The organism is Arthrobacter sp. CP30 (genome assembly GCF_053470025.1).
This window is the reverse complement of sequence record NZ_JBQEMM010000011.1, coordinates 98,106-123,764: the sequence shown is the minus strand read 5'-3', so window position 1 is coordinate 123,764 and position 25,659 is coordinate 98,106. Positions and strand designations below refer to the sequence as shown.

22 protein-coding genes and 1 pseudogene are annotated in these 25,659 nt (G+C 69.9%); 8 read left to right on the top strand and 15 right to left on the bottom strand.

Annotation, left to right across the window (positions count from 1 at the left end):
• Positions 1 to 48: 48 nt before the first annotated feature.
• The 3 genes and pseudogenes from ACTIMO_RS14320 to ACTIMO_RS14310 form a co-directional block, all read right to left on the bottom strand.
• Positions 49 to 1,170, bottom strand: a pseudogene (locus ACTIMO_RS14320) (catalase); the annotation flags it as partial.
• A 195-nt stretch (positions 1,171 to 1,365) separates the two neighbouring features.
• Entirely contained in the window at positions 1,366 to 3,183 is a 1,818-nt protein-coding gene (locus ACTIMO_RS14315) for a thiamine pyrophosphate-requiring protein (RefSeq protein WP_448182824.1), read from the bottom strand.
• A 4-nt stretch (positions 3,184 to 3,187) separates the two neighbouring features.
• Positions 3,188 to 4,276, bottom strand: a complete 1,089-nt coding sequence (locus tag ACTIMO_RS14310; RefSeq protein ID WP_448182823.1) for a baeRF2 domain-containing protein — start codon at positions 4,274 to 4,276, stop codon at positions 3,188 to 3,190.
• 231 nt (positions 4,277 to 4,507) lie between these two features.
• On the opposite strand from ACTIMO_RS14310, the gene ACTIMO_RS14305 reads away from it, so the two are divergent.
• A complete protein-coding gene (locus ACTIMO_RS14305; protein ID WP_055769480.1) occupies positions 4,508 to 4,717 on the top strand; it encodes a hypothetical protein in 210 nt (69 codons plus the stop codon).
• A 128-nt stretch (positions 4,718 to 4,845) separates the two neighbouring features.
• On the opposite strand, the gene ACTIMO_RS14300 is transcribed toward ACTIMO_RS14305, so the two are convergent.
• Entirely contained in the window at positions 4,846 to 4,995 is a 150-nt protein-coding gene (locus ACTIMO_RS14300) for a hypothetical protein (protein ID WP_448182822.1), read from the bottom strand.
• A 124-nt stretch (positions 4,996 to 5,119) separates the two neighbouring features.
• Here ACTIMO_RS14300 and ACTIMO_RS14295 point away from each other — a divergent pair, with 124 nt between their 5' ends.
• Entirely contained in the window at positions 5,120 to 5,695 is a 576-nt protein-coding gene (locus ACTIMO_RS14295; RefSeq protein WP_448182821.1) for a hypothetical protein, read from the top strand.
• Positions 5,696 to 5,810: 115 nt separating this feature from the next.
• Here ACTIMO_RS14295 and ACTIMO_RS14290 read toward each other — a convergent pair whose 3' ends face one another.
• Positions 5,811 to 6,902, bottom strand: coding sequence for an alkene reductase (locus ACTIMO_RS14290; protein WP_448182820.1), 1,092 nt, complete (start codon positions 6,900 to 6,902; stop codon positions 5,811 to 5,813).
• A gap of 224 nt (positions 6,903 to 7,126) precedes the next feature.
• Here ACTIMO_RS14290 and ACTIMO_RS14285 point away from each other — a divergent pair, with 224 nt between their 5' ends.
• Positions 7,127 to 8,611 (top strand): MFS transporter, encoded by a 1,485-nt coding sequence (locus ACTIMO_RS14285; RefSeq protein ID WP_448182819.1) that lies wholly within the window; start codon positions 7,127 to 7,129, stop codon positions 8,609 to 8,611.
• A 110-nt stretch (positions 8,612 to 8,721) separates the two neighbouring features.
• Here ACTIMO_RS14285 and ACTIMO_RS14280 read toward each other — a convergent pair whose 3' ends face one another.
• From ACTIMO_RS14280 to ACTIMO_RS14270, 3 genes are all read right to left on the bottom strand, one after another.
• Positions 8,722 to 9,174 (bottom strand): hypothetical protein, encoded by a 453-nt coding sequence (locus tag ACTIMO_RS14280; protein ID WP_448182818.1) that lies wholly within the window; start codon positions 9,172 to 9,174, stop codon positions 8,722 to 8,724.
• 103 nt (positions 9,175 to 9,277) lie between these two features.
• Positions 9,278 to 10,132, bottom strand: a complete 855-nt coding sequence (locus ACTIMO_RS14275; protein WP_422391233.1) for an NAD-dependent epimerase/dehydratase family protein — start codon at positions 10,130 to 10,132, stop codon at positions 9,278 to 9,280.
• Entirely contained in the window at positions 10,132 to 11,136 is a 1,005-nt protein-coding gene (locus ACTIMO_RS14270) for an aldo/keto reductase family protein (protein WP_422391234.1), read from the bottom strand. Before ACTIMO_RS14270 ends, ACTIMO_RS14275 begins: the two co-directional genes overlap by 1 nt.
• A gap of 147 nt (positions 11,137 to 11,283) precedes the next feature.
• Here ACTIMO_RS14270 and ACTIMO_RS14265 point away from each other — a divergent pair, with 147 nt between their 5' ends.
• Together ACTIMO_RS14265 and ACTIMO_RS14260 are read left to right on the top strand one after the other, a co-directional pair.
• Positions 11,284 to 12,357, top strand: a complete 1,074-nt coding sequence (locus ACTIMO_RS14265; RefSeq protein ID WP_448182817.1) for a lipid II:glycine glycyltransferase FemX — start codon at positions 11,284 to 11,286, stop codon at positions 12,355 to 12,357.
• A gap of 45 nt (positions 12,358 to 12,402) precedes the next feature.
• Positions 12,403 to 14,133, top strand: coding sequence for a threonine/serine ThrE exporter family protein (locus ACTIMO_RS14260; RefSeq protein WP_448182816.1), 1,731 nt, complete (start codon positions 12,403 to 12,405; stop codon positions 14,131 to 14,133).
• 18 nt (positions 14,134 to 14,151) lie between these two features.
• On the opposite strand, the gene ACTIMO_RS14255 is transcribed toward ACTIMO_RS14260, so the two are convergent.
• Entirely contained in the window at positions 14,152 to 14,790 is a 639-nt protein-coding gene (locus tag ACTIMO_RS14255) for a uracil-DNA glycosylase (RefSeq protein WP_448182815.1), read from the bottom strand.
• Between the two features lie 219 nt (positions 14,791 to 15,009).
• Between ACTIMO_RS14255 and ACTIMO_RS14250 the strand changes: the two genes are divergently transcribed.
• Both ACTIMO_RS14250 and ACTIMO_RS14245 read left to right on the top strand, forming a co-directional pair.
• Positions 15,010 to 15,312, top strand: a complete 303-nt coding sequence (locus tag ACTIMO_RS14250) for a DUF3263 domain-containing protein (protein ID WP_055769498.1) — start codon at positions 15,010 to 15,012, stop codon at positions 15,310 to 15,312.
• A gap of 38 nt (positions 15,313 to 15,350) precedes the next feature.
• Entirely contained in the window at positions 15,351 to 15,974 is a 624-nt protein-coding gene (locus tag ACTIMO_RS14245) for a LytR C-terminal domain-containing protein (protein ID WP_448182814.1), read from the top strand.
• A gap of 123 nt (positions 15,975 to 16,097) precedes the next feature.
• Here the strand turns inward: ACTIMO_RS14245 and ACTIMO_RS14240 are convergent, their stop codons facing one another.
• Positions 16,098 to 16,727, bottom strand: coding sequence for a TM2 domain-containing protein (locus tag ACTIMO_RS14240; RefSeq protein WP_235498721.1), 630 nt, complete (start codon positions 16,725 to 16,727; stop codon positions 16,098 to 16,100).
• Between the two features lie 352 nt (positions 16,728 to 17,079).
• Between ACTIMO_RS14240 and groL the strand changes: the two genes are divergently transcribed.
• Positions 17,080 to 18,714 carry a chaperonin GroEL gene (gene groL, locus ACTIMO_RS14235; RefSeq protein ID WP_055769505.1) on the top strand — a complete coding sequence of 545 codons (1,635 nt, stop codon included), beginning with the start codon at positions 17,080 to 17,082 and terminating at the stop codon, positions 18,712 to 18,714.
• Between the two features lie 119 nt (positions 18,715 to 18,833).
• On the opposite strand, the gene ACTIMO_RS14230 is transcribed toward groL, so the two are convergent.
• The 5 genes from ACTIMO_RS14230 to ACTIMO_RS14210 all read right to left on the bottom strand — a co-directional run bounded on the left by ACTIMO_RS14230 (position 18,834) and on the right by ACTIMO_RS14210 (position 25,613).
• Complete coding sequence (locus ACTIMO_RS14230; RefSeq protein WP_055769507.1) at positions 18,834 to 19,124, bottom strand: WXG100 family type VII secretion target; 291 nt, start codon at positions 19,122 to 19,124, stop codon at positions 18,834 to 18,836.
• A 63-nt stretch (positions 19,125 to 19,187) separates the two neighbouring features.
• Positions 19,188 to 20,729: a sensor histidine kinase gene (locus ACTIMO_RS14225; protein ID WP_448182813.1), complete on the bottom strand. Its 1,542-nt coding sequence runs from the start codon at positions 20,727 to 20,729 to the stop codon at positions 19,188 to 19,190.
• Between the two features lie 51 nt (positions 20,730 to 20,780).
• Positions 20,781 to 21,491 carry a response regulator transcription factor gene (locus ACTIMO_RS14220; protein ID WP_055769509.1) on the bottom strand — a complete coding sequence of 237 codons (711 nt, stop codon included), beginning with the start codon at positions 21,489 to 21,491 and terminating at the stop codon, positions 20,781 to 20,783.
• 59 nt (positions 21,492 to 21,550) lie between these two features.
• Positions 21,551 to 23,206: a DNA repair helicase XPB gene (locus ACTIMO_RS14215; protein ID WP_448182812.1), complete on the bottom strand. Its 1,656-nt coding sequence runs from the start codon at positions 23,204 to 23,206 to the stop codon at positions 21,551 to 21,553.
• Positions 23,199 to 25,613 (bottom strand): helicase-associated domain-containing protein, encoded by a 2,415-nt coding sequence (locus ACTIMO_RS14210; RefSeq protein WP_448182811.1) that lies wholly within the window; start codon positions 25,611 to 25,613, stop codon positions 23,199 to 23,201. The genes ACTIMO_RS14215 and ACTIMO_RS14210 overlap by 8 nt, the downstream gene beginning before the upstream one ends.
• Positions 25,614 to 25,659 lie beyond the last annotated feature (46 nt).

Genomic DNA, 25,659 nt, shown 5'->3' with positions numbered 1-25,659 from the left:
GTGCGTGGGGTACTCGCCCTCGCGGAGTCCACCCGTGATCGAGGGCTCGTAGGTGACGTGCGGATTCTGGCCGGGCGCGAGGTCCGTCCCGTAGGACATCTGGCCACCGCGCTGGTTCGTGTGCACCGCTGCGTTCTTGGCGGAGTTCACGGGCAGCTGGAGGTAGTTCGGTCCCACACGGTATCGCTGGGCATCGCTGTAGCTGAAGGTCCGCCCCACGAGCATCTTGTCGTCGGAGAAATCGAGTCCGTCGACCAGCACGCCGGTGCCGAAGGACAGCTGCTCGTTCTCGTTGTGGTGATCGGCCACGTTCCGGTTGAGCGTCATGGTGCCCACGAGCTTCGGCTCGAAATCCTGCTCCGGCCAGGTCTTGGTGTCGTCGAGCGGGTCGAAGTCGAGTTCCGGGTGGTCGCCGTCGTCCATGAGCTGGACGTACAGGTCCCACGTCGGGTACTCGCCACGCTCGATGGCTTCGTAGAGGTCCTTCGACGCATGTCCGAGATCGGTGGCCTGGATGGTGGCGGCGTCCTCCTCGGTGAGGCTCTTCACGCCCTGGTGCGGCTGCCAGGTGTACTTCACGAGCTTCGTCCCGCCCCCGGCGTCCACCCACTTGTACGTGTTGACACCGAATCCCTGCATGTGGCGGTAGTCCGCGGGGATGCCGCGCGGGCTGAAGAGGTTGACGAGCATGTGCATGGACTCCGGGGTCTGCGACATGAAGTCGAAGATGCGGCCCGGCTCCTGCCGGAAGGTGACGGGGTCCGGCTTCAGCGCGTGGATGACGTCCGGGAACTTGATGGCGTCGCGGATGAAGAACACGGCGAGGTTGTTGCCCACCAGATCCCAGTTGCCGTCCTCGGTGTAGAACTTGACCGCGAACCCGCGGGGGTCCCGCGCGGCTTCCGAGGAGTCACGGCCACCGATGACGGTGGAGAAGCGGACGGCGACCTCGGTCTTCTTGCCCGGCTCGGAGAAGAGCTTCGCGCGGGTGTAGGCGGCGATCGGCTCGTCTCCCCACCGGCCGGTGGCCTCGAACTCACCGAAGGCGACGGCGCCGCGGGCATGGACCACCCGCTCCGGGATGCGCTCGCGGTCGAAGTGGCTGATCTTTTCGAGGAACTGGTAGTTCTCGAGGGTGGCGGGGCCCCGCTCGCCCACCGTGCGGGAGTTCTGGTTGTCGTAGACCTAGTGGCCCTGGCGGTTCGTCAGGACGGCACGGTCATCGCCCTCGGCGGGTGGCTGGCTGGCGACATCGGTCATGGGGTTCTCCTCACAGCGGACTCTGGTCGTTTCGGGCAGCGGGGATGCCCTGCCGGCTCCCACGTCCGCTCTCGACGCTACCCAAGCCACTGATGCACAGCAACCTTAGTAATTGTCCGCGACGCCCTCGATCTCGGCGTAGCGACGGAGGAGGGCAGCGGCGCCGCCACCGGGTTCGGCGTCGACCGCCCGGTGCATGGACGCGAGCTTCGCCGCGCCTGCCCGGAACGGCGGCAGCAGGGGGACGTCCGGATCCGTCACGACGTCGATGACGAAGGGCCGGTCCGCGGCGAAGGCCCGGTGCCACGCCTCAGCGAGGTCCGCCGGATCCTCGACCCGCACGCCGTCGAGTCCCAGCAGCTTCGCGTGCGCGGCGGCGTCGACGGCGGGCAGGGCCTGGCTGTCCTCGAAGCGGGGTTCAGCTTCCATCTCGCGCTGTTCCCACGAGACCTCCGAGAGATCCCGGTTCGAGAGCACGCACACGACGAAGCGCGGGTCCGCCCAGCCGCGCCACAACCGCGCGACGGTGACGAGTTCGGCCAGCCCCGCCATCTGCAGCGCGCCGTCGCCGAGGAGCACCACAACGGGGCGCTCGGGGCGTGCGAGCTTCGCGGCGATACCGTACGGCATGCCCGCACCCATGCAGCCGAGGGTGCTCGACAGATGTGCGGGCACGCCGCGGGGGAGGCGCAGCTGGCGCGCGTACCAGTAGACGCAACTGCCGACGTCGACCGCCACCTGCGCATCGCCGGGCAGTGCATCGCTGAGCTCGCGCACGACGCGCTCCGGGTTGACGGGCCGGGCAGGGGTCAGGGCGCGTTCGAGCGCTATCCGGTGCCACCTCTCCACCTGCTCCTCGACCTCGGCACGGTAGGAGTGGTCCTGCTGGCCGTGCAGGAGGATCAGCAGGGCCCCGAGTGTCTCGGCCGCGTCCCCGTGGAGCGCCACCTCCACCGGGTAGCGGTTCCCGATCGCCTTCGGGTCGATGTCGATCTGGACCGCGCGTGCCTGCCCCGGGGCAGGGTAGTACTCCGTCCAGGGGTCGTTGGAGCCGATGATGAGCAGGGTGTCGCACGTATCCATGAGGTGCGCGCTCGCCGTGGTGCCGAGATGGCCCATCGTGCCGGTCACGAACGGGAGCGACTCGTCGACGAAGGGCTTGCCGAGGAGGCTCGTGGTGATGCCCGCGCCGAGGCGTTCGGCGACGGCGACCACCTCCTGCTGTGCATGCGCGGCCCCCTGCCCCACCAGGAGCGCGATCCTCCGGCCGGCGTTCAGGACGGCGGCGGCGTCGAGCAGGTCCGCCTCGCGCGGCGCGACGCACCCGAGGGACCACACCGGCGACGACGGGACCACGCCGTGCTCGTGCGGCGTGGACGGCGCTGCCTCCTGCTGGAGGTCGTGCGGCAGGATCACGACGGCGGGTGACCGGGTGGCGAGCGCGGCCTTGAACGCACGGTCGAGGACCATGGGCAGCTGCTCGGCGTCCGTGACCTGCTGGAGGAAGTCCGAGGCGACGTCCTTGAACAGGCTGGGCAGGTCGATCTCCTGCTGGTAGGCCGAGCCGAGGACGGTGCGGCTCTGCTGGCCGACCAGTGCGACGACGGGAACGCTGTCCTTCCGGGCGTCGTACAGGCCGTTGAGCAGATGCACCGCCCCCGGTCCCTGCGTCGCGGTGACGACGCCCACCCGGCCGGTGTACTTCGCGTGCGCCACAGCCATGAAGGCGGCCGCCTCCTCGTGGCGGGCCTGGACGAAGGCGGGGCCCCCTGCCCGGCGCAGTGCGCCGAGCAGGGGATTGATACCGTCTCCGCTGTAGCCGAAGATCCTGTCGACGTGCCAGTCCCCGAGTCGGCGCACCACGAGGTCGGCGACCGACCCGGACGTCTCCGTCCCGGCCCGCTGTGCGGAAGTATCCGCCATGGTGTCAGGCCGCTGTCGGTGCGGCGGGTCCGGTGGGCCAGCGCAGGAGCGCAGCGATGGGCTTCTCCTCGAGCGCACCGGACGGGTACATCGTCACCTGCGCATCGGTGAGCGTGGCGGCCCGGAGGAGCCCGGCGACCGCCGGCACCTCGCCCAGCACGCCCGCTCCGGCGGTGTCGGCCTCGGAGGTCGCGACCCAGGGTGCTGCGTCGAGTGCGAGGAGGGTCTCGCCGTCCCAGGCCGTGGTCTCGAGGAGGAGGACTTCGACCTGCGCCTGCTGCAGGGCCGTGATCACGGCCCCGCGGCCGACGGCGGACGTCCGTGTCCCCTGGCCCTCCTTCTCGGCGAGGCGTTCGAGGAGCGAGTGCTGACGCTCCGCCATGGTGCGTGCCACGAGCTGCTGGACCTGCTCCAGGAAGGTCTCCTCGTCGGCTCCGTCCGCGCGGGTGTTGCTCTCGATGACGCCGAGCTTCGCGGCGGACTCCTGCGACACCTCGTCGGCCACCAGTTGGCGCGCACGGATGTCACCAGCCACCACGATCAACTGCGCGTCGTGCTCCGCGGCGATGCGGTCGATCTCGGCGGCGACCTCACGGGAGTTCATCTTCCAGACCTTCTCCGCATGCTGCTGCATGCGGCGGTGCCCCCAGCCTCCGCTCCCCAGCTTGCGGGTGTGCATCGTGTCACCCTCGACCTCGGAGGCGGGGGCCCCGGAGGTGATGTGCTGCTCGTCGCCGTCGGCGTACCGCAGGTAGATCTCGCCGCCGTGGTGCCCCACCTCCGCCACCAGGTAGGCGAAGTCCTCGGGGGTGTGGTGGACGAGCGGCGTGAGGTCGGGTACGGGGCCGGTGTTGGTCACCGTGAGGCCGACGAGGTCGCCGGGCAGGAACTCGTCGACGACGGCTTTCCCGCCGTTGACGAGGAGGTAGCGCGTCACCGGGTCCGGCAGTCCCTTCGCCGTCGTGCCGAGTGCGGCGACGGCGGCGTCGATGTCCTCGGAGGGTGCTCCCGCAGCCTTCATCTCCTGGGCGATGCTGCGTGGAAGGATCTCGTCGTTCGCCAGGCCGTCCACTGCCCCGGTGCTGCCGTCCACATAGATAGGGTCCAGGGATCGGGCAGTTCGAACAGCTGGGCATGGTGTTTGAGTACGTGCGTCACGAAGGTCCCCTGTCGTGTCGGTATCGGGTCGGCGGCCGAGCGCCGGAAATACTAAGGACACTTATGGTCTATCACTCCGTCCGATCGGTGAGAAGGGTCGATTCGTCCTCGGAGGGGCTTGAAATTGCCTCGGCACTCGTGGGTGGCGGCGGGTAGCGTGGAGGACATGCTGACCGTTCCCGAGAATTTCCCGCCCGCCTACATCCGCTTCCTCGAGGCCCAGGACGAGGGCTTCGCCGAGACCGTGCTGATGGTCATGAAGCAGTCCGTCGCTGAGGGCAAGCACGGCATCCTCATCAGCGACCAGGCTGTCGACCGCGGCGCCGAGACGTCCAAGGAGATCCCGTTCGGCGAGATCGTCGTCGGGACCCGCTGACAGCAGGGTTCCGGGCGCAGAGGCCCAGGCCGGCACAGTGGGCCCGGGGACTGCCGCTGAGCCCACAATGAAGGAAGCGCCGGTCGATGACCGGCGCTTCCTTCGTCTGCTGTTCGTCGCGGGAGCCTCTAGCTGCCCCCGCCGGTCTTCTCGTCGGTGTCCGCGCCCTCGGCGGGCTCCTCGGAATGCACGCGGACGTCTGCCGTATCGGCGTCCGGGTCGCCCTCGGCAGGTGCTTCGTTGTGGATGCGGTCGTCGTCGCTCGGCTTCTCTGACATGCATTCGTCCTCTCGGTTCGGGGGAAGATCAGCTCCCTCACCGCCAGTGTACGGACCTGTGCGAACGGGCATGACCGGCAGGAACTCCATGGCGGAATGTGGTCAGCATGCTTACTATCGAACCATGGAGTCGAACACCGCCACGGACACCGACGTGGTCATCGGCACGGAGGGCGGAGGGGCCAGCGGTGGGGCTGCGGGGCCGCCGACCGCGGGAACGACCGCCGGGGCGGCCGGATCGCGGACCGCCGATGCCCCCGGCATGGTGCACCGTCGCAGCCGGATCGCGGGAGGCGCAGCCGCAGGGCTCGGCTCCGTCGCCCTCGGGATCGTGGCGCATTCCGTGTCCGGCGGCGTCCTGCCGAGTCCTTCCATCCTCGCCGGGCTGACGTCGCTCGCGGTGCTGGCTGCCACCCTCGTGGTGCTCGGGCGCCTCCCGGGCTGGGCCGTGCTGCTCCTGCTGGGAGCCGGCCAGCAGGTCCTGCACTGGCTGCTCGGGGGGCTCGCGGTCGCGCCCTCCTCGACCGTCGCGGGACCGGCTGATCATCACGGAGCCGATGTGCCGGTGGGGGCCGGGGGTCCCGGTGGCCATTCTCCGGAGGTGATGCTCCTGCTGCACACCCATCTGGCGGCAGCCCTGCTCGTGGGCTGGTTGGTCCTGCGTCACCGGGCCATCGGTGCCTGGTTCCGGCAGCGGTGACCATAGGCAGGAGGCGCACCCGCCGCGGGCGGGAGCGCCTCGTCCTGATCACGCCGTCACCGAGAGTTGCAGCGAATATGCCTGCAACCCTCCGTGAGGATCGCCCTGCAGATGCCTAGTTGGCGTTCACCGAACCGTCGTAGAACGGGTAGTCGGTGTAGCCCTCGGCGCCCGTCGAGTAGAACGTCGAGGGGTCGGGCTCGTTCTCCGGCAGGTTCTCCCGCCAGCGCCGGGCGAGGTCCGGGTTGGCGATCGCGGGACGACCGACGACGACGGCGTCACCGATGCCGTCCTCGAGGATGGAGATCGCCTCCTCGCGGTTCGTGATGACGCCGAATCCGCTGTTGATGAGGAACGGACCACCGAAGCGCGTCCGCAGGTCCTGGACGAACGCACCGGTGGGCTCGGCGTGCAGGATGCTGAGATAGGCCAGGCCGAGTGGGGCGAGCGCGTCGACGAGCGTCCCGTAGGTCGCATGCACGTCGGCGGCCTCCGTCTCCAGGGCGTCCTGGATGTTGTGCTCCGGCGAGATGCGCAGGCCCACCCTCTCGGCGCCGACCGCCTCGGCGACCGCGGTGACGAGGTCGATGACGAACTGCGCCCGCTTCTCCGGCGAGCCGCCGAAGGCGTCGTCCCGCTGGTTCGATCCGGGTGAGAGGAATTCGTGCAGGAGGTAGCCGTTGGCGCCGTGCAGTTCGACGCCGTCGAACCCTGCGACCTCGATCGCCTGCCGGGATGCGGTCACGAACTCCTCGATGATGTCGGGAAGCTCCCCGGTGGTCAGGGCGTGGGGGACGGGGTAGGGCTGCTTGCCGGTGCTCGTGCGCGTGGTGCCCTCGATGGCGATCGCGCTCGGCGCGACCACCTCGTACCCGCCGTTCGTGTCGGGGTGGGTGACGCGGCCGGCGTGCATGACCTGGGCCACGATGCGGCCGCCGTCGGCATGGACGGCGTCGGTGACGCGCCGCCACCCGGCGAGCTGCTCGTCCTCGACGAGGCCGGGCTGGCCGGGGAAGCCCTGGCCGGCGTGGCTGGGGTAGGTGCCCTCGCTGACGATGAGTCCCAGCGAGGCACGCTGGCGGTAGTGCTCGACGACGATGTCGCCGGGGATCCCGGCGTCGCCCGAGCGGACGCGGGTCAGCGGTGCCATGACGACGCGGTTGGGGAGTTCGAGCGTGCCGAGGGTGAGCGGGGAGAACAGTTTCACGGGTCCTGCTTTCTGCGTGGGGGGGGGGTGTCCTACCCGTCGGTAACCGGGCTTCGCCGGGTGCTATTCCATCTGTGGTGCGTGTCACGGGCGTGCGGGCGGGACTCCCCGGCCCCGGCCGTCCGACCGGCGGAGGGGTGATGGTGCCGGGGCGACGACGGTGCGACACTGTGCGTGTTCCCGCGGCCCGGCGGGACATGAGGTCGATGAGGCGTTGATGCGGCATGAGTGAGATCCGGATGAAGACTGCTGCGGGTCGGTGGATCCTGCTCGCCACGGTGCTCGGGTCCGGCATCGCCGGCATCGACGCGACGGTTGTCAACGTCGCGCTCCCGACCATCGGCGCCGAACTCGGCACGGACTTCGCCGCCCTGCAGTGGATCGTGACGGGCTATACGCTGACGCTCGCCTCGTTCATCCTGCTCGGCGGATCCCTCGGGGACAGGTTCGGGCGCCGGCGCATCTTCGTCGTCGGGGTCATCTGGTTCGCCGTCGCCTCCCTGCTCTGCGGGCTGGCGCCGGACGCCGGCCTGCTCATCGCTGCCCGGGCGCTGCAGGGGGTGGGCGGCGCCCTGCTCACCCCGGGCAGCCTCGCCATCATCCAGGCGAGCTTCTCGGGTGAGGACCGGGCGCGGGCCATCGGAGCGTGGTCGGGCCTCGGCGGGGTCGCGACGGCGATCGGTCCGTTCCTCGGTGGCTGGCTCGTCGAGAGCGTGTCCTGGCGCTGGATCTTCCTCATCAACGTGCCCATCGCGGCGGCGGTCGTGTGGATCGCCGCACGCCACGTGCCGGAGACGCGCGACGCCGACGCGACCGGCGGTCTCGACGTGGCCGGGGCGGTGCTCGGTGCGCTCGCGCTCGCAGGGACCACGTATGCCCTGATCGAGGCGCCCGCACAGGGAGCAGGCGCTCCGGCGGTCCTCGGCTCGGGCGTGCTGGGGCTCGTCGCCGCCGCCGCGTTCCTCGTCGTCGAATGGCGTGCCGAGCACCCCATGCTGCCGCTGCGCATCTTCGCCAACCGGCAGTTCAGCGCAGCCAACGCGGTCACGTTCCTCATCTACGCGGTGTTCGGCGGGATCTTCTTCCTGCTCGTGGTCCATCTGCAGGTCGTCGCCGGATTCAGCCCGGTCGCATCGGGGACGGCGATGCTGCCCATCACGGCGCTGATGCTGGTGCTATCGCCGCGCGCGGGGGAGCTCAGCTCACGCATCGGCCCGCGGATACCGATGGCGGTCGGGCCGCTGGTGTGCGCGGTCGCACTCGTGCTCATGCTGCGGATCGGTCCCGGGGCGTCCTACCTCGTGGACGTCCTGCCCCCGGTCCTCGTCCTGGGACTCGGGCTGTCGCTCCTCGTGGCCCCCCTGACGTCCACAGCACTCTCCGCAGTGCCGGAACGCCAGGCAGGCCTCGCCTCCGGCGTGAACAACGCCGTCGCCCGGGCCGCCGGCCTGATCGCGATCGCCGTCCTGCCCGCCGCCGCCGGCCTGACCGGCGACGCCTACAGCAACCCTGCCGTCTTCGAGGCGGGGTTCGACACCGCCTGCATCATCGGTGCCGTGGTGCTCGTCGCAGGCGGTGTCCTCGCGGCGCTCACCATCCGGAACACGCACACCCCGGAGACCGAGCATCCGAGCCACTGCGCCGTGGACGGACCGCCGGCCGCCCCTGCCGCCCTGCACACCGGACATCCGGGCGGCAGCGGGAGCTGACGCCCATCCCGACCCGGATGCCGGCCCCATGCCGGACGACGAAGCCCCGGACAGGTGTCCTGTCCGGGGCTTCGTGCGTGGTGCTGGTGCTGGTGCGACGGGACCGTCCGCTAGCGGAGGTCCTCCTGGTCCATCGCGTTGAGCGGCGAACCGCCGCGGTTGGCAGGGTCGTCGCTCGCATCGACGTCGTCGTCCTCCATCATGCCGAAGTCGACATCCGCCGCTGCCTCGCCGAGCATGGGCTCCTCCGGCGGGTACTGCTCGTCCCCGTGCTCGTAGCGTGACTCGGCGGTCTCCTCGCGCAGCGTCTGGTCGCTGAGCGCGCCCTCCTCGCCCACTCCGGCCACGCCGTTCTCGTCGGCGCCGGACTCCGTGACCCCGGGCTCGTCCTGCAGGAGGGGATCCTCCTGCCAGCGGTCCGGGTTCAGCTCCGCCGCATCCTGGTAGGCGTCTGGCTGGCCCTCGAGGACTGGGTCGAAGGCCTCGGGCGCCAGCGAATCGTTCGGCACCTCGGGCTCTTCGCCCACGATGGTCAGTTCCTCATCGGGAAGGTTCTCTGTCATCTTCTTCGCCTTTCGTCGGTGCTGCGCATCGTTCGATTGTCAGCCTACTGATGAAGTGGTCCGGGCGACAGTTGGTGCCGCAGCCCGGACCTCCGGTGCGGCCTCAGGCGTGATCGCGCCAGCTGTGCCGTGGGGCGTATCCCAGGATCCGCCGGGCCTTGTCGATCGACAGGAGCGTCTCGTTGCCGCCCACCTCCCGGGTCACCTCGACGCCGGGGAAGACCTCGGCGGCGAGATCGGCGCTCGGCCGTCCCATCACGGTGTCCGCGGCCGCGATGATGAAGCGGTCGAAGCCCGGCGCCGCATTCTCGAGAGCCCGCTGCACCGCCTGCGCGCCGTCACGGCCGTCGATGTACCCCCAGAGGTTCCACTTCCGGCTCGACGGGTCCGCGTCGAAGGACGGGAACTCGGCATAGTCCTCGGGATCCATCACGTTGGAGAACCGCAGGGCCGTGATGCTGAGCGCAGGGTCCCAGCGCGTCAGTTCGATGGCGAGCTGTTCCTCCAGGTGCTTGACGAGGGAGTAGGTGCTCTCGGGGCGGGCCGGGTACTCCTCGTCGACCGGGATGTACGGAGGAGGGGTGTCGAACGGCAGTCCGAGCACCGTCTCGCTGGAGGCATAGACGATCCGCTTGATGCCGGCGCGCCGGCACGCCTGGAAGACGTTGTACGTGGACGTCATGTTGTTGTGGAACGTGGCGGCGTCCGCCTGCAGGCCGGGTGCAGGGATCGCGCCGAGGTGGACCACGGCATCCAGTGCGTCGTACTTGTCGTCGACCCCCTGGAGGGCATCGGCGACCTGCCCGTAGTCGCGCAGGTCGATCCGGAGGAAGGATGGGCTGCGCTCCCCGTGCTGGTCCAGTTCGACGACGGTGTGCCCGGCCTCGCGGAGGCCACGCACCACGCTGCGCCCGAGCTTGCCGTTGGACCCGGTGACGGCGACCGTGAGGGGCGCCATCAGACCGGCCTGGTCTCGGGTGACTGCGTCCTGGCGACGTCGCTCTCCGCGAGGCCGCCGATGGCCTCGTCGATGGCCTTGAGGACGTCGTCCTCCAGCTTCACGCCTGCGGCGACCGCGTTCGATTCGACCTGCTCGGGACGCGACGCGCCGATGATCGCGGAGGCGACGTTCGTGTTCTGCAGCACCCAGGCGATCGCGAGCTGCGCCATCGTCAGACCCACGCCGTCGGCGATCGGGGCCAGCTTCTGCACGCCCGTGAGGACCTCGTCGCTCATCCAGCGCTTGATCATGTCGGCGCCGCCCTTGTCGTCCGAGGCGCGGGTGCCCTGCTCGGGCTGCCGGCCGGGCTGGTACTTGCCGGTGAGGACGCCCTGGGCCACGGGGGACCAGACGATCTGCGAGATGCCGAGCTCCTCGGACGTGGGGACGACCTCGCCCTCGATGACGCGCCACAGCATCGAGTACTGGGGCTGGTTCGAGATGAGCTGGAAGCCGAGGTCCTTCGCGAGGGCGTGTCCGTCGCGCAGCTGCTGGGCATTCCATTCGCTGACGCCGATGTAGAGGGCCTTGCCCTGCCGGACGATGTCCGCGAACGCCTGCATCGTCTCCTCGAGGGGGGTCTCGTAGTCGTAGCGGTGGGCCTGGTAGAGGTCCACGTAGTCCGTCTGCAGGCGCTGCAGCGAACCGTCGATCGACTCCATGATGTGCTTGCGCGAGAGTCCGACGTCGTTGTGGCCCTTCGGTCCGGTGGGCCCCCAGACCTTGGTGAAGATCTCGAGGGACTGGCGCCGCTCGCCCTTCAGTGCCTCGCCGAGCACGGTCTCCGCAGCCGTGTTGGCGTACACGTCCGCGGTGTCGAAGGTGGTGATGCCGACGTCGAGCGCGGCGCGCACGCACTGCGTCGCGACGTCGTTCTCCACCTGCGAGCCGTGCGTGAGCCAGTTGCCGTACGTGATTTCCGAGATCTTGAAGCCGCTGTTTCCGAGGTATCTGAAGTCCATGGTCCTGATGCTAACCACCCTGATCACCCGCCGTACAGGCTTGACCGTTTACCGAGGCAACTTCTCGTCACGTGACGGGGACGCAAGGATCCCAGCCGGTAGACTTGGGGCCGTCCTTTGCTAGCCGCCCACCGTGAATGAGGAATCTTGGCAGACTTCAGCGCCCGCTTCGCCACCGGAGCAGAGCAGCAGGACTGGGATTCCCTCGTCACGGCGAACCCGGGCGGGGGCAACATGCTGCAGTCCATGGCGTTCGCGGAGGTGAAATCGCACCACGGGTGGCGGCCTCGCTTCGTGGTCATCGACGGGGCCGGCTCTACGAGCCACGTCCTCGTCCTGGAGAAGAGGGTGCCGATCGTCGGGGCGCTCTGGTACCTCATCAAGGGTCCCGCGGTGACGCAGCCGGAGCACGTCCCGGCGGCGGCACGGGCTGTCGCCGATCTGGCGCGCCGCGAGAAGCACCCCGTCTTCGCGATCAAGGTGGAGCCGGACCTCGTCGACGGCCCTGAGCTGCGGGAGACCTTCCGGTCCGCCGGGCTCGTGAAGACCTTCAACCTGCAGCCCAATGACAGCACCGCCGTCCTCGACACCACACCGGAGTCCAACCAGCTGCTCAGGAACCTGCATTCACGCGGGCGCAACGCGGTGCGCCGGGCCGTGCGCGAGGGCGTCGAGGTGCAGCGCATGGAGCCCACGGAGGACACCTTCCGGGCCATGTACTCCCTCATGTCGCACGTCGAGGACAGGTCGGCCGCGCGCATGCGGTCCTTCGAGTACTACAGCCGGTTCTGGCAGAACTTCGTGGATGCCGGGCAGGGCCGCTTCTACTTCGTCCACGAGGACGGCGAACCCTCGGTGGGAGCCTTCGTCATCAACTACGGTTCGAAGGGCACCTACAAGGACGGCGGATCACGCCCCGGCCGGACGCAGTACGGCGACTCGCACCTCGTCCAGTGGACAGCGATCAACGACCTCAAGGACGAGCACGGGATCGTCGAGTACGACTTCTGCGGCACGCCGCCGAGCGACCGGCTCAAGGACACGACCCACCCGCACCACGGACTGGGGCTCTTCAAGACGAGCTTCACCAAGACGGTCACCGACTACGCCGGCTGCTACGACCTGGTGGTCAGCGGCTGGAAGTATCGTGTGTGGAACACGATCGCGGAGCGCGCGGCCCGCCAGATCCACTGGCGCCGCACCCACCAACCCTTCTACTGAGGAGTCCCGCGGACCACCGCGGCACAGCATGCATGAAAGGCGGCCGTGAAAGACGGTTCCACCCCCGGGGACGGCCGATCGCCGGCCACCAATCCTTCGCCCGTGGCGGAGGCCCTGCCCGTGATCCGGCGCCCCTTCGACCCGACGGACGAGGAGAAGCGGAAGCTGGGTCGTGCGGCCGGAGAGGCTGCGGCAGCAGGTCCACCGGGGTCGGTGCAGCGGACGTCGCAGGACGGCGGTTCCAAGGGCGTCAAGGGTCGGACGCGCGCACCGTCGGACGGCAGGACCGGTCGGCAGGGGCGCCAGCGTCCGCCGGCCACCCGTCCCACGGACGCACTCCCCACCACGCCCCAGACCCTTCCGCCGTCGAGCCGGTCGAACGCCGCTGCCCGCAGCATGCTGCGCCGACTGGTGCAGGGCGAGGCCCCGCCCACCCAGGCCATGAGCATCGTCGAGCGCCTGGCCGGGAGTCCGTACGCGAACCCGATGATCCAGGCCGGCGGCCCGGATGCGAGCGCGCGGAAGGCTCTGGACTTCGCGCTCAACCTGGCCGAGACCATGTTCCGCTACGGGGCGGGAGCGCTCGAGGTCGAGACAAGCATCATCGCGGTGACGGCCACCTTCGGCCTGGACAACATCGAAGTGGACATCACCAACCAGTCGGTGGTGCTCAACTACTCCGCCGAGGGCCAGACGCCCACCACCGTGCTGCGCGTGGTCAGGTCCTGGACCAACAACTACGCGGGGCTGACAGCCATCCACCGGCTCGTGTCCGACATCGCGGACGGCGGTGTCTCCCGCACCGAGGCCGCCCAGCGCCTCGACGAGATCACGCACCGGCCCAAGCCGTTCCCCCGCTGGATGGTGACGGCCGCCTTCGGCATCTTCTCCGCAGCCATCGTCGCGTTCGTGGGCGGTACGCTCCTGGGCTCCCTCGTCGGCTTCGTCAGCTGCATCCTGGTCGATCTCGTCAGTCGCAGACTCGGCGAGTGGCGTGTGCCCGAGTTCTTCTCGGTCGCCACGTCCTCGGCGCTCGTGACGCTCATCGCCATGCTGTTCTGGTGGCTGCAGGTTCCCATCGCCCCGGCGTTCGTGGTGGTGGGAGGCATTCTGCTGCTCCTGCCGACGGGCCGGCTCGTCTCCGCCACCCAGGACGCCATCAACGGGTTCCCCGTCACGGCTGCCGGCCGGTTCCTCTCGGCCGTCCTCGTGTTCGCGGCCCTCGTCGCCGGGATCGCCGTCGCGCTCGTCGCCGGGAGCGCCCTGGGGATCCCCCCGCTCGAAGTCCTCGAATCCTCCGGCTCGCAATACCCCTGGCCCGTGGTGGCGGTCCTGATCTTCGTGGCGGTGGCGATGATCTGCATCGCCGAGCAGACGGACGTCAAGCTCGTGATCCCGACCTCGCTCGTGGCGGTCGCCGGTTACCTCCTGCTCATCGGGGCGACGTCCGCAGGTGTCGGGTACCGGCTCGCCCCCGCACTCGCAGCCGTGGTCATCGGGGCGCTCTCGCGCGTCGTCGCGCTCCGGCTCGGGGCGCCGCAGCTGGTGGTGGCCGTCCCTGCCGTCCTGTTCCTGTATCCCGGGCTGACCATCTTCCGGTCCATGTACATGCTCACGCTGGACGCCGACGTGGTCAACGACGGCGCCCTCGGACTCTTCAACGCCCTCACCGTGGTGCTCGCGATCGCGGCCGGCGTGGTCCTCGGCGACAACCTGGCGCGTCCCTTCACGCGCAAGCTCGGGTCCACCGAACGGCAGCGGAACCGGCGGCGCTGAGCGGTTCTCCCTCGCCCTTCAGATCCCGCTGCGGGTCCCCGTGGTGCGGGACCAGTCGACGGGACCGGCGCCCTGCTGCGTCAGGAGCTCGTTGGCGCGGGTGAAGGGCCGGGAGCCGAAGAAGCCGCGCGACGCCGAGAGCGGGCTCGGGTGCGCGGACTCGACCGTCGGCGTCGCGCCCAGCAGGGGCTTCAGCCGGAGCGCGTCCTTACCCCACAGGATCGCCACCAGTGGACCGCCCCGCGCGGCGAGGGCACGGACGGCGGCGTCCGTCACCTGTTCCCAGCCGAGCCCCCGGTGGGAGGCCGGTTCACCCGCGCGGACGGTCAGGACGCGGTTCAGCAGGAGCACTCCCTGCTCGGCCCACCCCGAGAGGTCCCCGGACGCCGGCACGCGGGCTCCGGTATCGGCGGAGAGCTCGCGGTAGATGTTGACGAGACTGCGCGGGATCGGCCGCGTCGCAGGATCGACGGCGAAGCTCAGGCCGACGGCGTGCCCTGCCGTCGGGTAGGGGTCCTGGCCCACGATGACCACACGGACGGCGTCGAGTGGGGTGCTGAAGGCCCGGAGGATGTCCCCTGGTTCCGGCAGGACGCGCTGCCCCGCGTCGAGATCGGCGGCGAGGGAGGTCGCGAGTGCGTGGAGTACCGGCTCCACGGGTTCGAGCGCCGCGACCGTCGGACGGGGCCGGCCCCGTCCGACGGTCGCGGCGGGGGGGCGGATCCACGGGAGGGAGGTCGAACAAGGTGCCGTCGTCGTGGGTCATGGATCCATTCTGGCCCGCCCGACCGGTGCCTCCCGCTCGAATGACACCGGTGTAATTCCCCACTACCATGGGGTGATGCATGTGCACTGTGACGGAAGGCGGTAGCAGACATGGCCGAGCCGCAGCGGCACGTCGATGACGGGCCGACCGAGGGCCGCACACTCGAACTGGGGGACCGCGAGCAGCGCATGCTCGCCCTCGAGCGTGAATGGTGGAAGTACGCCGGAGCCAAGGAGCAGGCCATCCGCGACCTCTTCACCATGTCCGCCACGCACTACTACCAGTTGCTCAACGCGCTCATCGACACCGAGGCCGCGTTGGCCCACGATCCGATGCTCGTGAAGCGGCTCCGCCGCCTGCGGTCGACCCGCCAGAAGACCCGGTCGGCACGCCGCCTGGGCGCGGACATCTAGACCACACCGGTCTCCACGAGCGAAGGACCCTCCCGCCCATGACAGAGCACCCGCGCGACGAGTTCGACAGGGTCCCGGAGACCTCGGAGCGCCAGGGTGTTCATCGTGAACGGCTCATCCCCGCCGGGTCGGGCGGTCTCGCCCTGAAGATCACCGTCGGGATCCTGGCCCTGCTGATCGGCCTCGGCGCCTATCTCATCCTGCCGAGACTCGGGCTCGTCGGTGGCGATGCTGCGGGAACTCCGGCAGCCGCCACGAGCCCCTCACAGGAGCCGGCAGTCGCCCCGTCGGGTTCCACAACGCCCGCCGACGGTGCCGCGGACGGCAACCCACCGACGGAGGCCGACGGCGCATCGACCTCCCCGTCGGACGACGACGAAGACGGCGTCGACCGGACCCGGACCGTCAACGTCCTCAATGGCACCGGCTCACCGGGACTCGCCTCGGTCGCCGCCGGACGCCTGGCCGAGGAGGGGTGGGGCTCGGTCCTCCCCGGGAACTGGGCGGGAGCCACCGTGGACTCGTCCGTCGTCTTCTACAACGGCGAAGAGCAGCGGATCGCCGCCGAAGCCGTGGCGGAGGACCTGGGGATCACGGATCTCGTCGACAGCGCCGACGTCTCGCCGGACGTCTCCGTGGTGCTCGGCCCCGAGTTCCGGTAGATCCACCGGGGAACCTCGAGGGTCCGCTCCAGGCACGCTCGCGTGGTCCGGGGTGCCGTGGACGACGGGTTCGTCGTCGGGACCACCCGCTCCGAGCGGCTGCGCCGCCCGGAGCCGTGAGGGTCAGTCCTTCAGCGGGATGCCCTGCGCGTCCCGGCGGAACTGCTCGGAGCCGACCAGGATCATGATGCCTTCGATGAGTCCCCAGATCCCCGCGGCGATGGCACTGAGCCCGAAGGTGAACAGGGCCCCGACGGTGGACATCAGGATCTGGATGACGCCGATCGTCGTGAAGCCGAGATAGAAGCGGTGGATCCCGAGCGACCCGAGGAGGATGCCGAGCACGCCAGCCACCACGCGGGACTTCTGCGGTGCGTAGGGCTGGCCGAACGGCCCCTGGTTGTAGCCGCCCTGGCCGTAGGGTGCCTGCGCGTAGGGCGCCTGCTGGTACTGGCCCTGGGGATAGGGTCCCTGCTGCTGCTGCGCGGGCGGGTACGGTGACGGGGCCTGGCCGTAGCCGGGCGAGGTGGTGCCGCCGTCGTATGTTGGCCGCGCGTCACCGGACTGGCCATAGCCGGGCGAGGTGGCGCCGCCGTCGTAGGCCGGCCGGACATCATCGCTCTGGCCGTAGCCGGGGTAGGGCGGCGTATACGGATCTGCCGGGGCCGGCACGCCTGCAGGCTCGCGACCCGTGCTTCCTGCGCCCTGCTCGTTGTGCTCCCCGTTGTCCGGGCCGGTTGCTGACGTCGACACGATGCCTCCCATGGCTTGTTGTCCGCCCAACCTATGCCCTGAGGGGAATCCGCGCTACGGCAGGCGCTGCCACCGGCTCGACCGGGCGGCGCGGAGGCGTCCGGGAGGCCCTGTGCGGGCGTCCCGACAGGTTGCACTCGGGGGGTGGGAGTGCTAATTATTGAGTTAGCACTCGCGCGCGCAGACTGCTAAGGATGCGCGTGGTGGGTGAAGCAGGCAAACCTCTGTGGTGGGGGTGGTGCCCCGGACGTGAAAGAGATCGTCCGAGTACTGCCCGGCCGTCGCGGGCACCACACGCAGGCAAGCATTCATGTGCTGAAATGCAACCGTCCCCGAAAGGACCTACGCCATTATGGCCAAGATCATTTCTTTTGATGAAGAGGCCCGCCGCGGCCTCGAGCGAGGCCTCAACATCCTCGCTGATGCCGTCAAGGTAACGCTCGGCCCCCGTGGCCGCAACGTCGTCCTCGAGAAGAAGTGGGGCGCCCCCACCATCACGAACGACGGCGTCTCCATCGCCAAGGAGATCGAACTCGACGATCCGTTCGAGAAGATCGGCGCAGAGCTCGTCAAGGAAGTTGCCAAGAAGACGGACGACGTCGCCGGCGACGGAACCACCACCGCCACGGTGCTCGCCCAGGCACTCGTCAAGGAAGGCCTGCGCAACGTCGCAGCTGGAGCGGACCCACTGAGCCTCAAGCGCGGCATCGAGAAGGCTGTCAAGGCCGTCACCGATGAGCTCCTCGCCTCCGCCAAGGAGATCGAGACCAAGGAGCAGATCGCCGCCACCGCCTCCATCTCGGCCGGTGACAAGCAGATCGGTGACCTGATCGCCGAGGCGCTCGACAAGGTGGGCAAGGAAGGCGTCATCACCGTCGAGGAGTCGAACACCTTCGGCCTCGAGCTCGAGCTCACCGAGGGCATGCGCTTCGACAAGGGCTACATCTCGGGCTACTTCGTCACCGACGCAGAGCGCCAGGAGACGGTCCTCGAAGACCCCTACATCCTGATCGTCAACTCGAAGATCAGCAACGTGAAGGACCTCGTCGCGGTCCTCGAGAAGGTCATGCAGTCCGGCAAGCCGCTGCTGATCATCGCCGAGGACATCGAAGGCGAAGCCCTCGCGACCCTCGTGGTCAACAAGATCCGCGGCACCTTCAAGTCCGTCGCCGTCAAGGCCCCGGGCTTCGGTGACCGCCGCAAGGCCCAGCTGGCAGACATCGCCATCCTCACCGGTGGCCAGGTCATCGCCGAGGAGGTCGGCCTCAAGCTCGAGACCGCCACGCTCGATCTGCTCGGTACCGCGCGCAAGGTCGTCGTGACCAAGGACGAGACCACCATCGTCGAGGGTGCCGGCGACGCCGACGCCATCGCCGGCCGCGTGGCCCAGATCCGCGCCGAGATCGAGAACTCCGACTCCGACTACGACCGCGAGAAGCTGCAGGAGCGCCTGGCCAAGCTGGCCGGCGGCGTTGCCGTCATCAAGGCCGGAGCCGCAACGGAGGTCGAGCTCAAGGAGCGCAAGCACCGCATCGAGGACGCTGTCCGCAACGCGAAGGCAGCCGTCGAGGAAGGCATCGTCGCCGGTGGCGGCGTGGCCCTCATCCAGGCCGGCGCCAAGGCGTTCGCCACCCTCGAGCTCACGGGCGACGAGGCGACCGGTGCGAACATCGTCCGCGTGGCCATCGACGCCCCGCTCAAGCAGATCGCCTTCAATGCCGGCCTCGAGCCCGGCGTCGTGGTCGACAAGGTCCGCGGACTGCCCGCAGGTCACGGTCTCAACGCCGCGACCGGCGAGTACGAGGACCTGCTGGCCGCCGGGGTCAACGACCCTGTGAAGGTCACCCGCTCGGCCCTGCAGAATGCAGCGTCGATCGCAGGCCTGTTCCTCACGACCGAGGCCGTCGTGGCCGACAAGCCGGAGAAGGCAGCTCCTGCCGGCGGCGGCGACGACATGGGCGGCATGGGCGGGATGGGCGGCTTCTAGCCCCCACCCACCGCTGATCGCACCTGCGCAGCACGAGAGGGCGGCACTCCCGGAAGGGGGTGCCGCCCTTTCTCGTTGCCGGTGCCGCGGCGTCGTGCTCCCGCGTGGAAGGGAGGGCGTCAGCTCATGAACATCCGGGCATTGCTCAGTTCCGCCTCCACGTACTGCTGCGTCGCAACGTTCAGCGCCTCGTTGATCCCGGTGAGGGATTCCTCGACCTGCTGCTGCGTGGCCCGCCACTGCACGATCAGGTGCTGGAAGTTGGTGGCGGCCTGGCCCGTCCAGAGGCCCTCGAGTTCCCGCAGGCCCGCCTGCATGGAGTTGACCTCTGCCTGAAGCCTGGAGATGGTGCCCTGGACCTGGCTGCTCTTCGCGGCCAGGCTGTCGGTGTCTACGTTGAAGAATGCCATGCTGTGCTCCCGTGTGCTCGCGCTTCCTTGACCCCCATGACGCTAGGGCAGGACGCTCCGGGATCAGGGGCCCTCGGGCCTCTTGTGGACAACCGGTCCGACGGGCGGCTCCTGTGGAGGAGAGAAGGCGTGCCGCTCGGCGGGTGCCTCCGAGGCGCCGGCCAGGGGCCCGCTGACCGCCGTACCAGCGGGGAGTTCCTGCCCGTGGTCCCCGGTGGGACCGGCTGGTGTGTGGGGCAGCCGGATGCTCAGCGTGGCGCCGCCGCCGGCCGTCTCCTCCAACCGCACCGTCCCGTCGTGCTGCGCGACCAGGGCCGCGACGATGGCGAGCCCGAGGCCCGTCCCGCCCGTCTCCCTGTACCGCGAGGAATCGGCGCGGTAGAAGCGTTCGAAGACCTTCGCGGCGTCATCCTCGGAGATGCCCGGACCGTGGTCGCGCACCTCGATGACGGAGTCGCTGTGTCCGTGCAGGACGGGCGCCACGCCGACGGCGATCTCGATCGGTGATCCCTCCGGCGTGTAGCGCAGCGCGTTGGTCATCAGATTGGCGATCACCTGGCGCAGGCGGGCCTCGTCACCTGCGGTCGGGGCCGATCGGGGGGTACCGCCGTCGAGCCCGATCACCGTGATGGAACGGTCGTGGGCCGTGGCACGGGCATCGAAGGCGGCGTCGTGGGCGAGCACCTTGAGATCCACGGGCCTGACCTCCAGGGGGCGCTGCTCGTCGATCCGCGCGAGGGTGAGGAGGTCTTCCACGAGTTGGCCCATGCGGATGGCCTCGCTCTCGATCCGGCCCATCGCCGCGGCGATGTCCTCGTCCTTCTGCAGGGCGCCGTGCCGGTACAGCTCCGAGTAGCCGCGGATCGTCACGAGGGGCGTGCGCAGTTCGTGGGACGCGTCGGAGACGAAACGCCGCATCTTCGTCTCCGACGCCGTGCGTGCGGCGAAGGCCCGCTCGATGTGGGAGAGCATGGCGTTCAGGGAACGGGAGAGGCGGCCGATCTCCGTGGCGGGCCGCTCGACGGCGACGCGCCGCGAGAGATCCCCGGCCGCGATGGCCGCCGCCGTGCGCTCGACGCGCGCCAACGGGGCGAACTGGCGGGTCACCGCGACGAACGCGATCAGGGAGGCGAGGGCCGTCGTGACGAGGCCGGAGGTGAAGATGATCTCGGTGGCCTCCTGCAGGGAGTCGTTGACCGTGTTCAGGCGCGTGGCGATCGCGACGTAGTTGTCCGCATTGCTGAAGGGGATGACGCGCACGCGCCAGTCCTGGCTCCCCTGTTCGGTGCTCGGGACGTCGAAGCCGTCCTGGTCGAGGTCGGCGATGCGCTCCCTGGTCAGGCCGGTGAGATCGGGCAGGTCGCCGCTGACGTCCGGCTGGTTCTCCGCGATGACCTGACCGTCCGCGTCGAGCAGCGCGCCGTAGTACCGCAGCACGGCGCCGTCCGACGTCTGCTCGGGCAGGTAGAGCTGGGCGGTGACGAGCCGGATGTTGTTCCCGAGTTCCTGGTCGAGGCGGTTCACCAGCCCGTCACGGAGGAGGGACACCGTGGCGAGGCCCGTGATGCCCACCGTGACGATCATGAGCAGCATGATGATCGCCACCAGCTGGGATCTGAGCGACGCCGCGCTCCACCGCTTACCCAAGGGGCAGCGCTACCGCTTGTCGGCGGTGCGGAGCAGGTAGCCCACGCCGCGCTTGGTCTGGATCAGGGCGACGGCGTCCGGGTTCCTGTCGATCTTGCGGCGCAGGTACGAGATGTAGGACTCGACGATCGAGGCGTCGCCGTTGAAGTCGTACTCCCAGACGTGGTCGAGGATCTGCGCCTTCGACAGGACACGGTTCGGGTTCATCATGAGATAGCGCAGCAGTTTGAACTCGGTGGGGGAGAGGTCGATGACTTCGCCTCCGCGCCTGACCTCGTGCGCGTCGTCGTCGAGTTCGAGATCGTCGACGCGGATCACGGCGTCGTCGTCCTCGAGGGGATGCGTCCGGCGCAGGACGGCGCGGATGCGGGCGACGACCTCGTCCAGGCTGAAGGGCTTGGTCACGTAGTCGTCACCGCCGACCGTCAGCCCGGTGACCTTGTCCTCGGTGTCGTCGCGCGCGGTCAGGAAGACCACGGGGAAGTGCCGGCCGGCGGCGCGCAGGCGCCGCGTGACGGTGAAGCCGTCCATGTCGGGCAGCATGACGTCGAGGACGGCGAGGTCCGGGTTGTGCAGTTCGGCGGCGGCGAGGGCATCGCGGCCATTACCGGCGGCGACGACCTCGAAACCCGCGAACCGCAGGGAGGTCGAGAGGAGTTCGCGGATGTTCGGTTCGTCGTCGACGACCAGCAGTTTCGCTTCGGGGCCAGTTTTCTTCACGCACACAGTATCCGCAGGTTCCCTGTGAGTTGTCTGGACCCATCCTGCGAGCAACCTGCTCACTCACTGGGCTTGGTGTCACCGAACGACGCCGCATCGAGGATGCGATAGGCATAGCCCTGCTCCGCCAGGAAGCGCTGGCGCTTCGCGGCGAAATCCTGGTCGAGGGTGTCGCGGGCGACCACGGTGTAGAACCGGGCCGCGCGCCCGTCCGCCTTGGGCCGCAGGAGCCGCCCGAGCCGCTGGGCCTCCTCCTGCCGGGAGCCGAAGGACCCCGAGACCTGGATGGCGACCGACGCCTCGGGGAGGTCGATGGAGAAGTTCGCGACCTTGGACACGACGAGCACATGGATCTCCCCGGACCGGAAGGCGTCGAACAACCGCCGCCGCTCCTTGACGGTGGTCTCGCCCTTGATCACGGGCGCGTCGAGGCGTGCGCCGAGGTCGTCCAGCTGGTCGATGTACTGCCCGATCACGAGCAGCTGCTCACCCTCGTGCGCGGCGACGAGGCGCTCCACGACGTCGGACTTCGTGTCCGACGTCGCGCACAGTCTGTACTTGTCGCCGTCCTCCGCCATCGCGTAGGCGACGCGCTCGTCGCGCGGCAGGTCCACCCGGACCTCCACGCAGTCGGCGGGTGCGATGTAGCCCTGGGCCTCGATGTCCTTCCACGGCGCGTCGTAGCGCTTCGGCCCGATGAGTGAGAAGACCTCTCCCTCCCGGCCGTCCTCACGCACGAGCGTGGCGGTGAGGCCCAGCCGGCGGCGGGCCTGCAGATCCGCCGTCATCTTGAAGATCGGTGCGGGCAGGAGGTGGACCTCGTCGTACACGATCAGCCCCCAGTCGTTGGCGTCGAGGAGCTCGAGATGCGGGTACAGCCCGCCCCGCTTCGTCGTGAGCACCTGGTAGGTGGCGATCGTGACGGGTCGGACCTCCTTGACGGCGCCGGAGTACTCGCCGATCTCCTCTTCCGTCAGGGACGTCCGCTTGAGCAGCTCGTCCTTCCACTGCCGCGCGGAGACGGTGTTGGTGACCAGGATGAGGGTAGTGGTCTGGCTCGTGGCCATCGCGGCGGCGCCGACGAGGGTCTTGCCGGCACCGCACGGCAGGACGACGACGCCCGACCCGCCCGACCAGAAGTTCTCGACCGCGAGCTTCTGGTAGGGGCGGAGCGTCCAGCCGTCCTCGGCCAGGACGATCGGGTGCGGTGTGCCGTCGACGTAGCCCGCGAAGTCCTCGGCCGGCCAGCCCAGCTTGAGCAGCAACTGCTTCAGCTGGCCGCGCTGGGAGGAGTGCACGACGACGGTCTCGCCGTCGATGCGCGGACCGAGCAGCGGCTGGATCTTCTTCGCGTGCAGCACCTCCTCGAGGACGGGGTAGTCCGTGGTGCGCAGGACCAGCCCGTGCTGGGGGTCCTTCTCGAGGCGCAGGCGGCCGTAGCGCGACATCGTGTCCTCGATGTCGATGAGGAGGGCATGGGGGACCGGGAAGCGCGAGTACTTCAGCAGGGTGTCGAGCACGCGTTCGGCATCGAGTCCGGCCGCCCGGGCGTTCCACAGACCGAGCGGGGTGAGGCGGTAGCTGTGCACGTGCTCGGGCGCGCGCTCCAGTTCCGCGAAGGCGGCGATCGCATGGCGCGCCTCGGTGGCCTGCTCGTGGTCCACCTCGAGCAGGATGGTCTTGTCACTCTGGACGATCAGCGGGCCGTCAACCATCGGATGGGCTCCCTTCGAGGATCTCCACGTCCATGACGCGGTGTACGGATACGACTTTCTCCACCTGGTTCTCGGGATCGAACACGCGCAGGCGGCCTCCCGAGACGGACAGGGGAACGAGGATCTGGCGCACGTGATTCCCCTCGCTGTCCGCCGTGCCGAGCCGGATACGGCTGCGGGACCTGATGGCGGCCCGCAGCGTCTCCAGGCCGAGCAGTGTCTCGCTGTCCGACGCCGCCGCGTGGTCCGCGGCTCCCGGCCGGGCCGAACGGAGCGTCGCCAGCTGTGCGGAGATCTCCTCCTCGGCGACCGACCAGGGGTTGAGTCGCGAACGCAGCTGCTCCGGGGGCATACGGAACTGGCCGGGCTCCCGGTCGGTATCGGTCCGCGGGGCGGTGGTGGCCGCGGAACCGGTGGCATCGGTGGCGGGGGAGAAGCCGAGATCACGCAGGAGTGCGACCAGTTCCTGCGGTGACGCGGCCGAGACCAGCACGGTCGGGGCGATCTGTACGATCCCCAGCACCGCGGCGCGGGGATCGGCGAGGACGGTGGCCGCGACGGCGTCGTCCTCGGTCCTCACGTAGCTGCCGGCACGCCCGACCCGGAGGCTCCCGTACCGGGAGGCGGTGTCCTCGACGAGATAGGTCAGCGCCTGCGGGATCTCGGTGGCCGAGTGCAGGGCGAGGAAGGCGAGGATGGAGGGTGCGTCCTCACCGGCGTCGAGTGCTCCGCGGATGGAGTCGGCGGAGAAGCGGTAGGTGGTGGCCGGCCCCTGACCCTCCGGGGTGGACATCCGCAGGAGCCCTCGCGCGACCTCGGGCTCCAGGTAGCCGGGCGCGACCGCGGTGAGGTCGGCCTGCAGGACCACGTGGGAGACAGGGGTGGGCAGGGCCTCGCGCACGGCCCGGGCGGCCTCCTCGAGCCGGCCTTCCGCGACGAGCCGACCGGCGTCCGTGAGTGCGCCGTCGCCGGTGAGGCCGAGCGACTGCGCCTCGGCGAGCATGCCGGGAAGAAGGCGGGTGAACCGGCGCTGCAGGCGGGGCTGGTGCCAGGTCGCGAGGGCGATGACGGCTTGGTCCGTGAGCACGGGCAGCCGGGGGGCGGACGGTTCCGCGCCGCCGGCCACCGACAGCTCGGTGGCCGCGGACAGCAGTCGCTGGCGCACCATCGGCGCATCGGGCCGCGACGCCTCGGCGGCGAGCGTGTTGATGCCCGTGCCGTCCGGCAGCCGGGATCCGACGAGGGCCGGGGCGCGGTCGACGGCGAGCCACCCCTCGACCAGCAGGAGCCACTGCTCGTCCCGTCCGAGCGCCTCCCAGGCGTCGAGCCGTGACGCCTTCCATCTCGAGTCGTCCGGGTCCAGTGTCAGGAGACCGACGGCGGCGGCGAGTTCCAGCAGCCATGCGGCGTCCGCTTCGTCCGCGCGCAGGGCGTCCCGCACCCGGCGCAGTTCGCGGACGCCGATCCCACCGGACCGGAGGGTGGTGACGGGGGTGGTTGCCACCGAGCCGAGGAGCGCGGTCATGAGCCGGAGCGTCTCGGCGATGGCCCCGAAGGAGGCGTTGTCCCGGAGCGCCGGCCGGGTGGTGCGCTCGACCTCGAGGGGTGGTGCGACGTCGAGAGTGGTGAAGACGGTATGGCCTCGCAGGGCGATCCCCACCCCGCGCGGCAGTTCGACGTGCAGTGCATCCAGGGGCGCGAGGAGGCAGCGATCCAGCAGCCACCGCACGGCCGGCGTGGCCCCGCCGTTCGGGGTGGTGTCGGTCGCCGTCGAACCCACCGGCGCATCCCGAAGCCTGACCAGCAGCGCGGAGGCTCCTTCCGGTGCGTCGGCGAGGACATCCTGCCAGGCCGCGGGCTGCGCTGTGATGCTGTCGATGATCCGTGCCGCGGCGGCCGACGTCAGGTCCTCGCTCGGGGAGTCGGGTGCGAGCAACGGCACGGCGCCGACGAGCGCCGGACCGAAGCGGGGGACGGTACGGGCGAGGGTGCGGAACGGGCGTCCGAGCCCTGCCGGGTACGGGCCGAGGGCGTCCGCCAGGGCGCCCACCGGGAGCAGCCCGCCCTCGGGAGCCACGGTCAGGAGGGCGCGTTCCACCAGCCCGGACAGGATGGCCTCCAGCGCGTCGCCGTCGGAGCCGGGCAGTGCGGCGGCCAGGGCGTCGCGGTCGACGGCTCCGCCGGCGTCCTCGCTGAGGACCGTGACGGTCTCGAGGACCTGTAGCTCCGGCCGGTCGACGTTGTCGAGGGCACGCTGCAGGCTGGCACGCGTGGAGGCCCGTGCCGCGAGCGCGGCGAAGTCGGGCACCGCGGGAAGGATGAGGTCGGGCCGGCGTGTGAGCAGTCGGCGCAGGTCGTCATCGCTCCGGCGCGCCAGCTGATCGGCCAGTGCTCGGATTGCGGACATCCCTCCAAGGCTACCCGGCGCCTCCGACAGAGCTGGGCGCGGGCAG